The organism is Streptosporangium sp. NPDC003464 (assembly GCF_053588315.1).
Genome location: NZ_JBSFPS010000078.1, coordinates 1 through 14,919 on the forward strand (window position 1 = coordinate 1; position 14,919 = coordinate 14,919).

Annotated in this window: 15 protein-coding genes; 9 read left to right on the plus strand and 6 right to left on the minus strand. The window is 70.0% G+C overall.

The features are described from left to right. Positions 1 to 506: 506 nt before the first annotated feature. Genes ACWDS7_RS19020 through ACWDS7_RS19030 form a run of 3 tightly spaced genes read right to left on the minus strand, consistent with a single transcriptional unit; the run spans position 507 to position 1,514 of the window. Positions 507 to 833 (minus strand): DUF1048 domain-containing protein, encoded by a 327-nt coding sequence (locus tag ACWDS7_RS19020; RefSeq protein WP_451930330.1) that lies wholly within the window; start codon positions 831 to 833, stop codon positions 507 to 509. Position 834: 1 nt separating this feature from the next. Beyond that, a complete protein-coding gene (locus ACWDS7_RS19025) occupies positions 835 to 1,191 on the minus strand; it encodes a DUF1048 domain-containing protein (protein WP_451930331.1) in 357 nt (118 codons plus the stop codon). Beyond that, positions 1,188 to 1,514, minus strand: coding sequence for a PadR family transcriptional regulator (locus ACWDS7_RS19030; RefSeq protein WP_306873220.1), 327 nt, complete (start codon positions 1,512 to 1,514; stop codon positions 1,188 to 1,190). The genes ACWDS7_RS19025 and ACWDS7_RS19030 overlap by 4 nt, the downstream gene beginning before the upstream one ends. 356 nt (positions 1,515 to 1,870) lie before the next feature. On the opposite strand from ACWDS7_RS19030, the gene ACWDS7_RS19035 reads away from it, so the two are divergent. The 5 genes from ACWDS7_RS19035 (at position 1,871) to ACWDS7_RS19055 (ending at position 5,858) form a co-directional block, all read left to right on the plus strand. Continuing rightward, positions 1,871 to 2,398: a GNAT family N-acetyltransferase gene (locus ACWDS7_RS19035; protein WP_451930332.1), complete on the plus strand. Its 528-nt coding sequence runs from the start codon at positions 1,871 to 1,873 to the stop codon at positions 2,396 to 2,398. A 746-nt stretch (positions 2,399 to 3,144) separates the two neighbouring features. Next, positions 3,145 to 3,531, plus strand: a complete 387-nt coding sequence (locus tag ACWDS7_RS19040; protein ID WP_451930333.1) for a DUF2255 family protein — start codon at positions 3,145 to 3,147, stop codon at positions 3,529 to 3,531. A 2-nt stretch (positions 3,532 to 3,533) separates the two neighbouring features. Beyond that, positions 3,534 to 4,511 carry an aldo/keto reductase gene (locus ACWDS7_RS19045; protein WP_451930334.1) on the plus strand — a complete coding sequence of 326 codons (978 nt, stop codon included), beginning with the start codon at positions 3,534 to 3,536 and terminating at the stop codon, positions 4,509 to 4,511. Between the two features lie 165 nt (positions 4,512 to 4,676). Then, positions 4,677 to 5,090, plus strand: a complete 414-nt coding sequence (locus tag ACWDS7_RS19050) for a (R)-mandelonitrile lyase (RefSeq protein ID WP_451930335.1) — start codon at positions 4,677 to 4,679, stop codon at positions 5,088 to 5,090. A 132-nt stretch (positions 5,091 to 5,222) separates the two neighbouring features. After that, positions 5,223 to 5,858, plus strand: a complete 636-nt coding sequence (locus ACWDS7_RS19055; RefSeq protein WP_451930336.1) for a hypothetical protein — start codon at positions 5,223 to 5,225, stop codon at positions 5,856 to 5,858. A 148-nt stretch (positions 5,859 to 6,006) separates the two neighbouring features. Here the strand turns inward: ACWDS7_RS19055 and ACWDS7_RS19060 are convergent, their stop codons facing one another. Further along, the gene (locus tag ACWDS7_RS19060) at positions 6,007 to 6,345 is read right to left on the minus strand and encodes an ArsR/SmtB family transcription factor (RefSeq protein WP_451930337.1); all 339 of its coding nucleotides are present in this window, start codon (positions 6,343 to 6,345) and stop codon (positions 6,007 to 6,009) included. Between the two features lie 128 nt (positions 6,346 to 6,473). On the opposite strand from ACWDS7_RS19060, the gene ACWDS7_RS19065 reads away from it, so the two are divergent. Beyond that, the gene (locus ACWDS7_RS19065) at positions 6,474 to 7,670 is read left to right on the plus strand and encodes an MFS transporter (RefSeq protein ID WP_451930338.1); all 1,197 of its coding nucleotides are present in this window, start codon (positions 6,474 to 6,476) and stop codon (positions 7,668 to 7,670) included. 174 nt (positions 7,671 to 7,844) lie between these two features. Continuing rightward, positions 7,845 to 8,084 carry a hypothetical protein gene (locus tag ACWDS7_RS19070; protein WP_451930339.1) on the plus strand — a complete coding sequence of 80 codons (240 nt, stop codon included), beginning with the start codon at positions 7,845 to 7,847 and terminating at the stop codon, positions 8,082 to 8,084. A gap of 239 nt (positions 8,085 to 8,323) precedes the next feature. On the opposite strand, the gene ACWDS7_RS19075 is transcribed toward ACWDS7_RS19070, so the two are convergent. Beyond that, positions 8,324 to 9,196 carry a hypothetical protein gene (locus ACWDS7_RS19075; RefSeq protein WP_451930340.1) on the minus strand — a complete coding sequence of 291 codons (873 nt, stop codon included), beginning with the start codon at positions 9,194 to 9,196 and terminating at the stop codon, positions 8,324 to 8,326. 135 nt (positions 9,197 to 9,331) lie between these two features. Between ACWDS7_RS19075 and ACWDS7_RS19080 the strand changes: the two genes are divergently transcribed. Both ACWDS7_RS19080 and ACWDS7_RS19085 read left to right on the plus strand, forming a co-directional pair. After that, positions 9,332 to 9,841: a hypothetical protein gene (locus ACWDS7_RS19080; RefSeq protein WP_451930341.1), complete on the plus strand. Its 510-nt coding sequence runs from the start codon at positions 9,332 to 9,334 to the stop codon at positions 9,839 to 9,841. A 239-nt stretch (positions 9,842 to 10,080) separates the two neighbouring features. Next, complete coding sequence (locus ACWDS7_RS19085; protein WP_451930342.1) at positions 10,081 to 11,034, plus strand: helix-turn-helix domain-containing protein; 954 nt, start codon at positions 10,081 to 10,083, stop codon at positions 11,032 to 11,034. 65 nt (positions 11,035 to 11,099) lie between these two features. Here the strand turns inward: ACWDS7_RS19085 and ACWDS7_RS19090 are convergent, their stop codons facing one another. Then, a complete protein-coding gene (locus ACWDS7_RS19090) occupies positions 11,100 to 14,834 on the minus strand; it encodes a S8 family peptidase (RefSeq protein ID WP_451930343.1) in 3,735 nt (1,244 codons plus the stop codon). Positions 14,835 to 14,919 lie beyond the last annotated feature (85 nt).

Below are 14,919 nucleotides of genomic sequence, written 5' to 3' on the forward strand. Positions count from 1 at the left end.
GCCCCTGGTTGTGACGGATCTGGTTGTGGTGATCAATCCGTCTACCAGGGGTTTCTTGCTTCGTAAGGCGAACGCCAGCTCGCGATCATGCTGTGACCGGCACCTTGCCGCCAGGGGATGAAAAGCCTCCTTGGGGCCGGGGACATGTTCGGCAGGAGGACGCCCAAGTGGACGGCGCCTACTCGCAGAAGGCATGCGAGTGGTCCTCGCCGGCGTCGTGGCAGGTCGCCTCAGGGGTGCGGGCCAGGTTGGCAGGGTCGAGACGCCATTTCAGATGAGTGCGTTCGATGACGATCGCGCCCGGATCTCACCGTCGGCCGGCCGCTGGAAGTGCGGGCGGGTGTCCACCGGCCGAGCGCCGCGAGCGGCCGCGACGGCGGCTTCGGCGGGAGGCAACCGGCGCAACTCGGCGCGCGCAGCGGCAAGCGGGCTGTCGACAGTCAGGGGCCCGATGTTCTCCTCCGGCTCACCCGTCGAAGAACTCCGCCGGCACCGGTCGACGGGTGTTACTTCTCGGCCGTGCCGGGTCTCCCGCTGATGGACTCCTGATAGATGTCCGCGTAGGTGCGCGAGTCCTTCATCAGGTCGTCGCAGAAGGCGGCGACGTCATTGCCGATGAGTTCCAGGACTCCCTTGCCGGCCGCGGCGCCCTCCTCGAAGAAATCGAGGATCCCTGAGAGCAGGGACCCGTCAAGCAGGTCGATCGGTCCAACCTTGAAGATGTATTTCTGAATCTCCTTGTAGACGATCTGATAGTCCGGCGGGAGCGCCTTGATCCGCGCCATGTGCGCCCGCCACTGCTTCTTGCCTTCGATGATGTCCTGGATGCCCACGTCAGCCTCCTAGCCTGCCCAATTTCTTTGCGACGTTTCTGTTCAACTGCTCGCGCCACCGGTCGCGATGGTTCCGAGCTCCTTCTCCGCCGGCCAGCGCCGCGCAGAAGCCCTCGATGTCGTCACCCAGCACCTCGTGAATGCTCTGCCCATCGGACGCTGTCTCTTCGAGCAGCCCCAGAGCATTGTCGAGAATCGGCATCAGGTTTCGACCTGTGAAGTCCGCGTAGGGAGAAAGACGGCCCTTGATCTCTTCCCACGCCGCCCGGTAGTCGGCCGGCAATTCCTTGGCCCGGGCTTCGAACGCCTTCCATTCCCTGGTGAGATCGCTGCCTGTCATGGTCTCCCAGAAGTTCATCTCCCGCCCTCCTTGAGCTTGTCGATCCGTGATGTGATGTACTCCCATTTGGCCCAGAACCTTGCGAGTTCTTCGCGCCCCGCATCGTTGAGCACATAGAACTTGCGCGGCGGGCCCAGCCCGGACGGTCGTTTCGTCGCCTGGACGAGCCCGTTCTTCTCCAGCCGCAGCAGGATGGTGTAAACCGTCCCCTCGACGACGTCGGCGAAGCCGAGTCCGTTCAGCCGACGCGTGATGGCGTACCCGTAGGTCTCCTCGCTGCCGATGATTTCAAGCACGCAGCCCTCAAGCGTGCCCTTCAGCATCTCCGTCAGGTCGTCCATCGTGGGTCCTCTTCGGTCTCTTGGTACTTTGTAGTACCGAGTACTGCTACACGGTACCACGGAGTAGTGAACCAGTGCCCAGCGAGCGGCGAGCGGCGAGCACCAGATCACGGAAGCGATTCGATCATCGGCCCGCGACCGGCTGCCCGACGGGACGCGGCGCACCCTGCAACATGTCACGCTCAGCCCCGGTCGGATCGGCGACATCGCCCGCCCCGGCCCTCGTCCTCGGCGGAATCCGGAAGTGATCTGTTCCGTCTCAACGGAACTGCTCCAGGGTCAGAGCTGTGACCTGCGGCGACGAGACCGCAAGAATCGCGTGAGACGCTCGGGGAGCATCGTCGAGGATGGTCCCCATGACCCATGTGATCGAAGCTCCCCGTGCCGACGACGCCGCGTCTCTGGGCCCGCTGCAGTTGAGGGCCTGGCTGCAGACGTATCCCCGCGAGGACGCGGGGATCGATGAGAACTGGATCCGTGAGCACCGTGGCTCTTCTGCCACAGAGGAGGGAATCGCCCGGTGGCGGGAGTTCATCGAGGCGGCGAGACGGCAGCCGGATCTGCTGTTCTGCCGTGTCGTCCGCTCCGGGACGGAGATCGTAGGTTTCCTCTGCGGCCGCCGGGACGAGGTGGTCACTCTCGGGCCGATGTATCTGCTGGAGGAGGCCCAGGGCCGAGGCATCGGAGGTCGGCTGATGGGTGAGTTCCTCACCTGGGCGGGGAACACACCTATGCGCCTGTGGGTCACCGACTACAACGAGCGCGCGATCCGCTTCTACCGACGCCATGGATTCAAGGCCACAGGCGAGCGAGAGCTCTGGCAAGGAAAACTGCCAAACGTGCGTATGGCCCGAGACGCCACCTCGAGCGACGACCTCGGCTGAGCCGGCACGGGATCAGACCGCCCGAGACGAATGATCAGCAGTATCCGCCGGATTTTCCGTGATCACTACTGGCGTGACCGGTGATCGTGACCGTTTTTCCGGGCGATGGCGACGTCCGCCTTCACCGTGCCGCTCTGGTCGATTCACGGGTGCGTGCCGCGCGCCCCTTCAGGGGCGGTCAGTTGCTCGGGCCCTGTGTCCTGGCCCGTCGGGCGTGGCCGTAGGAGGCACACGGCGGAGAGGATGCGGCCAGGTAGAACGCGCCCGCGCCGGGCAGGCCGGTGGGGTGGCCACCGGTGAGTGCCTCAGGACGCCGTGGCCGCGCGGTGGACCGTGGCGGCCAGCCGGTCGTGCTCGGGATCGGACCAGTTGGCTCAGGACAGGACCAGTTGAAGGAGAAGCGGCGGCGGGTGTAGCCGGAGGCGACGCCTCTGAGAGGGGCGGTGAAGGATTCCGAGCCGGCCGGGCCGTTGTGGCCGAACGCGTTGGCGCTCAGGCGATTTTACCGACAACAGACCTCCGCCAGGCGTGCCGGTCGTCCAGTTCCGACCGGCCGCGGGTAGGTCCGACGGCGACCACGGAAGACGGCGACCACGGAAGACGGCGACCACGGAAGACGGCGACCACGGAAAGCGGGAGGCTCCCATGCGAACGACTCTGGTCTACGGCGCCGCCGGCGCCGTGCCGGCCCACGTAGGAGGTCCTCATCCAGCCCAGACCGTGACACGACCAAGGAGATGCCTGTGATGGCCGCCTGGACCAGCGACGAACTGGCCGCGATCGGCGACGCAGAAGAACTGGACCTCGCCTCCCGGCGAGACGACGGTACGCTGCGCCGGCCCGTGACGATGTGGGCCGTCCGCGTTGGGGACGACCTCTACGTCCGTTCCATGAACGGGCGCTCCGGCGCCTGGTACCGCGGCACCCGGACCGGCCACGGAGGCCGCATCTCGGCCGGCGGTCTCCAGCGGGACGTCACCTTCGCCGACGCCGATCCCGCCGATCCCGCCGTCCACGACCAGATCGACGAGGTCTACCGCACCAAGTACCGTCGCTACGGCGCGGACATCATCGGCGGCGTCGTCAACTCCGAGGCGCGCGCAGCGACGATCAAACTCGTTCCCGAGAGGTGACCATGAAACACACCACCCTGAGAGATCTGGACGTCTCCCGCATCGGCCTGGGCACGATGGGCATGTCCTTCGGCTACACCGGCGCGGGCACCGATGACGCCGAGTCCGTCCGCACCATCCGTCGCGCGCTGGAGTTGGGCGTCACCTTCCTCGACACCGCCGAGATCTACGGGCCGTACGCCAACGAGGAACTTGTCGGCCGGGCTCTGAAGGGCCACCGGGACCAGGTCGTGCTGGCGACCAAGTTCGGCATGATCTCGCACGCGCACGGCGGCCCCGGACACCTCGACAGCAGTCCGGCCAACATCCGCACCGCCGTCGAAGGGTCGCTCAAGCGCCTCGGCACCGACCGCATCGACCTGTACTACCAGCACCGCGTCGACCCGAACGTCCCCATCGAGGACACCGTCGGCGCCCTGGCCGAACTGGTCGAACAGGGTAAGGTCCGCCACATCGGCCTGTCGGAGGCCGGACCGGACACGATCCGCCGCGCCCACGCCGTCCACCCGGTCACCGCCGTGCAGTCGGAGTACTCCCTGTGGACCCGGGACGTGGAGGAGCGGGTGCTGCCGGTGCTGCGCGAGCTGGGTATCGGGTTCGTGCCGTACTCGCCGCTGGGCCACGGCTTCCTCACCGGCGCGATCCGCTCTCCCGAGCAGTTCGACGACACCGACTGGCGCAAGACCAACCCGCGCTTCACCGGGGAGAACTTCCGGCGCAACCTGCGCCTCGCCGACGAGGTCCAGGCCGTCGCCACCGAGGTGGGCGCCACGCCGGCGCAGGTGGCCCTGGCCTGGCTGCTGGCGAAGGGCGAGCACATCGTCCCGATCCCCGGCACCAAGCGGGTCGCGCGTGTCGAGGAGAACATCGCCGCCGACGGCATCGAGCTGACCGCCGAGCGGATCGGCAAGCTCGACAACCTCCCCCCGGCCGCCGGCGAGCACCACAACGAGGAGCAGATGCAGATGATCGAGCGCTGAAACCGCGGCTCCCGCGGTTGAAAAGCTCAACCGTGACCGGATCCAGCCCGCTCATCACACTCGACAGCCCGCTCATCACGCTCGACAACGGAGTGCGGGCGCCTGCCCCCGGGCTCGGCGTCCGCCGGACGACCAACCGTGGATCAGCTACTGAGGAGACCGAACATGGAAGTCCTGCCGAAACGCCCCACCGGCAAGGGCCCGGCCGAATGGTTCACCGGCGACGTCTGGTTCGACGTCATCCACGCCGGCACCGAGCCGTCGCGGATGCGGGTCAACGTCGTGCGCTTCGCCCCCTGCTCGCGCACCGCCTGGCACCGGCACGCCGTCGGGCAGACCCTGCACGTCACCGAGGGCATCGGCCTGGTGCAGTCCCGCGGCGGCGAGGTCGTCGTGATGCGGCCCGGCGACACCGTCCGCACCCCGCCCGGGGAGTGGCACTGGCACGGCGCGGCCCCCGACCACTTCATGGCCCACCTGGCCATGTGGGAGGGCACCGGCGAGGCGGACGTACCCGAGACCGAGTGGGGCGCGCTCGTCACCGACGAGGAGTACCACGCCCATCCCGCCGTCGGCTGACATCGCGGGGGAGCACGGCACCGGCGCGACGGCGGACCCGGCCGGCTCCCCGAAGCTGGACGAACGCGTTGTCGACGCACCGTTATAGATAGATGACCTACATGTAGCTTGCCTACGTATACACTCGGCGCCATGGGTCGACACGCGCGAAACCTTCTGGTCTGCCTGCACGTGGTGACGTCGGTGGGCTGGATGAGCCAGGCGCTCGCACTGTTCGCTCTGCTGGTCCACGGCATGACCGCCGGCGACCCCCGCGCCTATGGGATGGCCGAAGTGCTTGACGCCGAGGTGCTGGTGCACCTGGCCAACGCATCGGCCTTCACCGGACTCATGCTGGCGCCGCTGACCCGGTGGGGCTACTTCCAGTACTGGTGGGTGCTGGTCAAGTTCGCCATCACCATGATCCAGATCTGTGTCGCGATCTTCCTGCTCAGTCCTCGGCTCACCGCGCTGGCCGACGGCGGGCAGGCCGACTCCGCGGCGCTTGCGGCCGGTACGGTCCTGATGGCCTCGGCCATCGCCTTTCAGTGCTGGCTCTCGGTGGCCAAACCCTGGAGGCGCACCCCCTGGACCGGCACGCCGCCGAAACCGCCGGCGCCACCTGGCCTGCTGGTCTCCTTCATCATCGCCGTGCCCCTGCTCGACTACCTGCTCGCCTCCCGTCTCGGCCATCCCGCGCCGCTGCTGACCGTGCTGACCGCGATCGCGTATCCGATCTGGCGCAGGCGCCGCCTCGCCCGCCCGGGCCGCATCCAGGCGTCACGATGATCGCCGGTGCGCCGGCCGGTCCATGGGCCGGCGCCGGCTGAGGCCGAGCGCCGCCCGGGCGGCTGTCCGCCATGACCGCTGAGCCCGCCGGAGGCGGCTGTCGGGGTCGCCGGTCGGCCGGCGTGCCGACGGGGGAGTGCCCCGTTGCTCAGGGTGTCTCGCCGGTGGTCGCGGTCTCGCGCATGCGTCCGGTCAGCACGGAGTCGAGCAGGCCGGGGAACAGCGCGTCGAGATCGTCGCGGCGCAACCGCACCAGCCTGGACCGGCCCTGCACGGTGGTCCATGTCACGCCCGCCTCGCGTAGCACCCGGTAGTGGTGCGACAGCGTCGTCTGGTGAACGTCGATCTGGTCGCCGAGCGCGGTGCAGCTGTCCTGCCCCATCCGGTCGAGCCGCTGGACGAGCTCCAGCCGTACTGGATCCGCCAGCGCCCGCAGCACCTCCGTCAGCCGGATCGCCTCGGTCGCCGGTTGTGCCACCTCACGCATCGCCGCATCCCGTCTTCCGTGTGCTCGCATCCTATCCAAACTATGGATACATGGACAATCATCCATATGTTTCCTAGACTGCCGCTCGATCTACTGCCGAGTGCTCCTGTGGAAAGGCGGTTACCGCCGTGTTGAGACGGCTCCTTCCCCTCGCCCTGGCCACCTTCGCCGTCGGAACCGACGGCTATGTGATCGCGGGCCTGCTCTCCTCCATCGCCGCCGACCTTGAGGTCTCCATGCCCGCCGCCGGCCAGCTGGTGACGGTGTTCGCCCTGGTCCTCGCGGTGTCGGCACCCGTCATGGGGGCGATCACCAGCGGACTCGACCGGCGTTCCGCGCTGCTGATCGCGTTGGGCGTGTTCGTGGTCGGCAACGTCATCACCGCCCTGAGCACCGGCTACGGGGCGGTGATGACCGCCCGCGTCGTCACCGCGATCGGCGCCGGCATCATCACCTCCGTCGCCTCCAGCACCGCGGCGGCCGTCGCGCCCGCCGAACGCCGCGGCACAGCGCTGGCCTTCGTCCTGGGCGGCCTGACCCTGGCGACCGCGCTGGGCCTTCCCCTCGGCACACTGATCGGCCGGACCGACTGGCACCTCACCCTGTGGGTCGTCGCCGGGATCGGTCTCATCGCGGCCGCCGGGATCGCCGCCGCCCTGCCGAAGGTGACGCTCCCCGCCGCCTCGCTGACCGACCGGTTGCGTCCGCTCAAGCAGGGCCGCGTCCTGGGTCTTCTGGCCGTCACGGCCCTGGTCTTCCTCGGTGCCTACATCGTCTACACCTACATCGGCCCGGCCCTGCGGGGCGCGACCGGCGGCTCCGAGTCACTGCTCACCGTCATCCTGCTGGCCTGGGGAGCCGGCACCCTGGCCGGCAACATCGCCGCCGGACGGCTGGTCGACCGGCACAGCCCCACCCGCGTCGTCACCGTGGCCCTCGTCGTCGCGACCCTCGCCCTGGCCGTCGCCCCGACGGCGACCGGCGCCCTCGCGCCCGCCCTGGCGTGGGCCGGGATCTGGGGCGTGACCATCGGCGTCATCGTGGTCCCGCAGCAACACCGGCTCATCGCCCTCAGCCCCGCCGCCGCGCCCGTCCTGCTCGGTCTCAACTCCTCGGCCATCCACGTCGGAGTCGCCCTCGGCGGCGGTCTTGGCGGGCTGGCGCAGGAGTCGTTCGCCATCGCTCCCGCCGACCTGGGGCTGCCTGCCGCGGGCGTCACCGCACTGGCCCTGCTCTGCCACCTGGCCGCCGCGCGCCGCCACGCCGGCCGCACGCCCGCGGAGTCCGCGCCGGCCCCGGCCCCTTCGAGGCGGGCCAGGGCGTGACAGCTTCCGCACCACCATCGGGGTCTCCGGTTGGAGGATTATCCGGCTTGGGGGGACACGCCTGGATGGTCCCATGCTTGGACTCGCTCACTCTCGGTAGTCAGATGGAGCGTGTAGTGACCGGAGAGGGCGGTCCGCAACAGGCGGCATGCCCCTGCTCAAAGGAGTACCGCGATGACCCGCACCACGATCGCCGCCGCACTGATCGGCGTCGGCGCCATCCTGGCCATGCCCGCAGCCGCCGGCTCGGCCCACGCAGCAGCGACCCCGTCCGACCCCATCAGCGATCTGTTCGGTGGCGGCTACTACGGTGGTGGCGGCGGCTACTACGAAAGCTCCGGCAGCGGGATCGGCCACGGCGTTGGGGTGGGTGGCCTCATCGGCATCGGCGGCATCGGGCTCGACATCCTCTAGGGGACCGGTAGCGGTGGGGCGGCCGTTGACGGCAGGTGGGACACGGACCTGTCCGGGTGACCACCGGCGCCTGCGGCCCTTCGAGGGTCGTCCAGGGCGTCAGGCCGCCCCGGCTGCTTCCGGGCTCAGGCGCGGCTCGGCGCGGAACAGCCGCGCCGCGGCCACCACGCCGGCTCCGGCGCGCCTCGACGGTCCGTCGTCGTGGGCCGGGCCGCGGACATGGAGCCGCCGCTGCGGGGTCACGGACCTACCGGCCTGAGGAAGCCTTCGAGGACCACCAGGCCCTTGCCGTACTTGGCGTCGACCTCGCGCTGGAGCTCCGGGGTGACGACCCAGACCCCGACCTTGACGTAGCCCGCCCGTCCGTCCGCCCAGACGGAGGTCGCGCCCTTGATCTCCTCCTGCGCCCTCTCCTGGAGTGCCCGCAGCTCCGCCGTGGTGCGCTGGGCCCGGCTCAGGCACAGCGCACCGCCCCAGACCTCGCGGATCGCGGGCTCGTGGACGGCCGGGTCGCCGGTGAAGCGCAGGTTCAGCACCAGCCGCCCCGCGTCGTTGGCGTGCCGCTCCACCGATCGAGGGTCGTCGGGGTCGAAACCGTCGATCTCCTCGAGGTAGCCCTGGTCCAGCCAGCTGCCGGCGTATCCGGGGAGCTGCTCGGCCCTGGCGATCGCGGCCGCCATCGCCTCCTGGGTGGCCTTCGCCGGGTCGACCGGGCGCCAGCCGCCCGCGGGCTTCGGGCACGGTGTGCTGAAGTCGGGCTTGTCGCCTGGGACATCGTGGCGCCTGGCGGGGCGCGGGGGCTCGGTGAGCGTGAGCCTTCCGCCGTCCCAGGTGCCGACCACGTGGTATTCGCCCCAGCGCACGCCGTTCCGGGCGGAGTGCTCGACCGCGTTCCAGTCCCACCCGACGATGTCGGGCCCGCCGCACTGGGGCGGCAGGGAGGTGGCGACGGCGGCGCAGAGCTGGGGACCGTGCTCCGCGTTGGCGAGTACGGTCCCGTCGGCCTGGTACCGCGTCGGGGCAGCCGAGGGAGTCGAGGGAGCGGTCGCCGCGGACTCGGTCCCGCAGGCGGCGAGCGTCACGAGCACGGCCACCAGCCAGATTCCTCTCATGTCCCTGAGACGGGTGGAGGCGCTCAGGGGTTCACGGTGTCCCTGTCGTTCCGACAGCAAGGCGGCCGCCGGCAGCAGGGGACGGCACAACTGTGCTCCAAACGATTTCCAAGTGAGGCGGATCACTCTGAGGGCATGACGAACTTATGGCGCCGAACCGCCGCCGTTACAGGGCTCCTGCTGGTGCTGCCGCTGATGCAGGCGGCCCCCGCCAGCGCCCACCGCAGCTCCGGTGAACTGCTCATCCGCCTCATCAGCCTGTATGCCGCCGACATCTCCGAATCCGGCCACGACGAGCTCTACATGCTCCGCAGCGGCAACGGCCTGGTCTGGCCCAGCCAGTATCCGGGTATCAGCACCGCGCAGAACGACTGCATCGTCTTCGACTCCAGCAGGGCCGCCTGCCCGCCCGGCAGCAACGTCCGGGCGGCGGGGGACCAGAACATCAACTGGGCCAATCTCACCGCCGCCCCGAACGAGCAACTCACCCTCGAGCTGCAGGAGGAGGACCTGGTCGGCGACGACAAGCTGGGCTCGGTCCGCATCACCGCCGTCGCGGGCAGGAGCTGGGAGCTGACCTGGGCCAAGTCCGGCGACTTCGAGTATCGCTTCGCCTACAGCGTCACCACGAACCCCTGGCCGTGACCGTCCGCTGACCACTTCCCGGGACAGGCGAGCCAAGCGTCAAGGGGGTACGGCGCGGGTCGGCCGCCGGCACGGCCGCTGACCTGCGCACTACGTCTTTGACGCTCACTCGGGCCGCCCCGCCTGCCTGTCGCTACGGCCCGCTCGCGCTCCTTGATCGCCCGGATGTTCCCCGCGGCCGGGCACGAGGCATAGTAGCCCGGGACGAATGTTGCGATGTGGTCAGAAAGTGATTAAAGATGCTGAATAGGCTGGGGATCAGCGAGCAGGAGGAGGCCGTCTACGTCGAGCTCCTGCGACGTCACCGGGTGACGGCCTCCGACATGGCCGAGGCGCTGGACCTGCCGGTGACGGCCGTGACAGCCGCTGTGGCCCGACTTGCCGCGCTCGGCCTGGCCACCCGCGACAACAGCGGGTTGTACGTGGTCGTACCGCCCGACGTCGGGCTCGGCACGCTGATCGCGCAGCGGCAGGCCGCACTGCAACAGGTTCAGGGCAGGTTGGCGGAGCTGGTGGAGGTCTACCGGACCGGGGCCGCCTCGCCCGCGGGTGAGATAGAGGCGCTCACCACGCCGGAGCAGCTCGCCACCTGGCTCGACAACATGGAGCGCGGCGCCAAACGGGAGGTGCTGGCCTTCTTCCGGCCCCCGTATGTGCTCGACGTCAACCTCGACGACTCCACCAACGCGCTGCCCACCTACCGTTACGTGTACGAACGCGCCGCCCTCGACGATCCGCGAGCGCCCGCCGAGATCGGCAGATTCCTCAAGAACGGGTACGAGATCAGGATCGCCGCCGAGCTGCCCAGCAAAATGATCATCGTGGACCGGGAGGCGGTGCTGCTGCCGATGCTGCCCGACCAGACAAGCGTCCATCCGGGTTTCCTCCTGGCACGGGGTCAGTCGCTGGTCCACCTGCTGGTGGCGCTCTTCGAGCGGGTCTGGCAGGCGGCGACGCCGTTGCGGCTCACCGCCACGAGCGTGACCGAGGGGGTTCCCGCATGGGACGACGTCGACGTGGCACTGCTGACATACCTGCTGTCCGGCATGCCGGACAAGACGGTGGCCAGCCGGCTCGGCACCAGCGAACGCACCGTGCAACGCAGGATCCGGCGGCTGATGAAGCTGGCCGGAACAGACAGCCGCATGCAGCTCGCCTGGTACGCCGCCCGGTCCGGCATGATCCCCTCGTGAGGTGATCCGGACGGCACCGGGGCGCCCCGTCCGCCGAGCGGATGGAGGCGCCCCGGCCCGTCGGGCTACCGCCGCAGTCGGTAGGCGCGGGTCACGGTCTGCAGGACGGTGTTGCCGTCGGCGTCGGTGGCCTGCGCTCGCAGCGAGACGGATCCGCCGGCCTTGGCGGACGCGGGGTTCCTGATCGTGCCGGCGAAGGCCGCGTCACCGGCGGCGGCGAGCCTCACCTCCTGCCAGGTGGCGCCGTCGTCGTAGGAGGCCCACAGCTTCGCCTCGGTGATCCGCGGGCCGGCCATGCCCTTCGGGTACCGCAGGCCGATCCCGACCTTGGTCGCGGACTTCACCGCGGCGCTGTTGGCCTGGTCGACATCGAGGTCGTAGTCGACCGACAGCACCGGCAGCGGTGTCCCGGCGTCGGCCTTCTCGGAGCGGAACGTCCAGTCGGTGTTCACCTTGGTGGAGGTGGTCCACCACGGCTGGTCCCGCTGCGCGTCGACCACCACGCGGTAGGTGGCGCGCTCCGGAACCACGGGGAAGGCGACGGCCGCCGACGGCGCGGTGCCGAGCAGCTCACCGTTCCGGTACACGGTGGCCTTCTCCTTGTCGGTGAAGGCGCGGTTGACGAACATCTGGTCGGGCGTCGTGTCGATCAACCCGCCCCCGAACACTATGGCGACGTCGCCGTTGCGGACGGCCGACCCGACCATCCCGCTCGGCAGCGCCGTACGGACCACGGCCTTGTTCCAGTCGCGGGACACCCGCTGACCGGCCTTGAGCACCGCCGGCGCGGTCTGCTGCCAGGCGCCGCCGGCCTCCCACACGGTGCCGACCTGCATCATCTCCCATGTCCGCACGTCGGGCGTGACGAACTCGGTAAGGGGCCGCGGGGCGATCATCCGGTCGAACACCACGTACGCCATGCTCTGCATCGGTGAGACGATCGCTCGGGCGTACCCGGCCTCCGTGCCGGGCGACGAGGCGTGGAACGTCGACTGGACCGTGGCGAGCTCGCTCGCGCGCACCCGGTACCGCTGGTCGGCGGGGATGCCGCCCTGCCGGTACTTGATCAGCTGGTAGGAGTACGGGCTCACCGCCGTGCCCGTGAGCACGATCTTGGCTCTGCCCCGGGCCGACAGCTCCGCGAGCCGGGCGCCCTGAGCGCCCGAGAGCGTCATGGCCGGGATCTTGGTCTCCGTCGTGGCCCAGTTGTCGGCGCCCCAGTTTTCGGGCTTGTCGTTGTAGATGATGACGGCGCGCGCCCCGGCCGCCGCGGCGGCGTCGATCTGCTGCTGCGGCGTGACGGCGGCGCTGCGCTTCACCAGGGCGAGCCTGCCCCGGACGTCCTGCCCGGCGTCCGCCACCCGCAGGACCTGGGTGCCGTCGATGCGCGCGGAACCGGCCCTGCCCCGGAAGTACGCCGGCTCGATCGACCCTCCACCGTGGCCGACGAGCTGCGCCTGCAGCTCCGGCGCGCTGAGCGACCACACGACGCGCGACTCGAAGTGGCTGCTCGTGACCTGCGACGGGACGGAGTAGACCTTCGTCTCGCCGTTCATCCACTGCTCGACGCCGTAGACGTTCGAGTTGGTCGTGTCCCGCATGGCCAGACCCAGCCGGATCCGGTCCGTCTGGTTCGGCTTCGGGGTGTCCATGGTGACCGGGCCGGCCTTGCTGCCGTCGAACGTGATGGTCCGGTCGGAGTCGATGAGCGTGCCGGGCTCGCCACCGTAGGTGTACTCCCAGATGCGGTTCCCGTCGGCGCTGTAGTGGAAGATCTCCGACATGAAGGCGTGCTCGCCGCGGGGCAGCCGCGCCACCACGGTGCCGTCCTCCCCGGGCAGGTGCATCTCCGGCAGACCGAGCTTCCCCAGACTGAAGTCATGAACGACGGCGATGCCGGTCGTCGGCTTGCCGTCCCGGTCGAGCACCTTGAGGGTGACGTCGAAGCGCTCCACGTCCCTGACGAAGCCGACCGCCGTCGTCACGACCGTCTGGCCGTCGGCCGTGGTGGCGGTGACGTGCGCACCGTGCGCCCCCGCCGCCGTGGCGGCGGTGTCAACGGTGACGCTCGCCGCGGCGGTGCCGTGGGCCGGCACGGTCACCGTTTCGGCGCCGAGGCTCAGCGCCCCGGCCGGCAGGTTCTCGCCCGCGCCCTTGGCCGACAGCGTGAGGGTGACAGGCTGGTCGCTGTCGTTGACGTAGTCGATCTGCTTGGTGACCGGACCGCTGCCGGAGTCCCAGTCCGAGAGGCCGAAGTCGATCACGCCCGGCCCGGAGACCGGCTGCCGGACGGCGCGGCTCACGTCGACGCGGCCGGCGCCCTGGGAGTGCACCGGCGTGTCGGCCGTGGTCTTCGCCGTGCTGATGAGCTGGCTCTTCAGCCGCGCGGCGGTCCAGTCCGGGTGCTCCTGGGCGAGGATCGCGGCGGCGCCGGCCACATGCGGTGTGGCCATGGAGGTGCCGCTCGCGGTGGTGTAGGTGTCGCCTACCGGCGTGCCCATCGAGGTGCCGGCCGCCCGGGCGGCCACGATCTTGAAGCCGGGGGCGGTGATCTCCGGCTTGAGGGCGCCGTTGCCCCCGCGCGGGCCGCGGCTGGAGAAGTCGGTGACCGCGTCGGTGGAGTCGACCGCGCCGACGGTCAGGGCCGCGTCGGCGGCGCCCGGTGAGCCCACCGTGGTCGCCCCCGGTCCGCTGTTGCCCGCGGCGATGGTGAACAGCACGCCGGTCTCGGCGGTCAGCTGGTTGACCGCCATCGCCATCGGATCGGTGCCGTCGGCGCCCTCCTGGCCGCCGAGGCTCATCGAGACGACCTTCGCGCCCGAGTGGGCGGCCCAGCTCATCCCGTCGAGGATCCACGACTCCATGCCGCCGCCCTCGTCGGCGAGCACCTTGCCCACCAGGAGCTTGGCGCCGGGCGCCACGCCCTTGTACTTGCCGCCGGACGCCGCGCCGGAGCCGGCGATCGTGGAGGCGACATGTGTGCCGTGGCCGTGGCCGTCCTGCACCGTCTCGTCCGGGACGAAGCTACGGCTGTCGGCGATCCTGTCGGCGAGGTCGGGATGGGCCGGGTCCACGCCGGTGTCCAGCACCGCGACCTTGACGCCGGTGCCGTCGTACCCGGCGGCCCAGGCCTCGGGGGCGCCGATCTGCGGCACGCTCTTGTCGAGCAGCGCCTTCACCTTGCCGTCCAGCCAGAGTCGCTGGATGCCGCCCGAGAGCCGCGTCTTGGGGGTACCGGCCTTGGCGGTGTCGTCGTCGACGGCCTCCCAGAACCTGTCACCCTGCTTCTTGTCCGCGGTGACGGCCGCTCCGCGGACGCCGGGCAGGCTCCGCGTGACCCGGCCACCGTCGGGCGCGCTCGGCTCACCGGCCTTCTTGGCGGCCTTCTCCGGATACTGCACGATCATCGGGATCGACTCGCTGTACGCGTCGTCGTAGCCCTGGGCGATCAGCTGGGTGACGTTGAACAGCCGCTTGTCCACCTGGCCGGAGCCGACGAGCGACTCGGCCTCCTTCGGCATCACGTACACGTCGGTGCCGACCGTGAAGGTGCGGAGGTCTCCGGCCGAGCGGTTGTGCGGGGTCACGTTGACCGAGACGGTCTTGCCCGCCTGGCTGGTCACGGTGACCTGGTCACCGGTGATGAGGGTGACCCGCGCGGTGGTGGCCGACGCCGCCGGTACGGCGCTGACCTTGGCGACAGGGGCCGGCGAATCGCCGTGGGCGATTCCGGTGCCGGCCGCGACAAGCGGGACGACGAGGGAGGCACCGAGTAGTGCCGCTCTACCTCTGATTGGCATTGAGGAGCTCTCTTCCTGCCGGCAGGGGGGTCGGCACCGGCAGGAAAAAGCTTCGTCAAGGAGAGACCGGCGCCGCTACGACTGC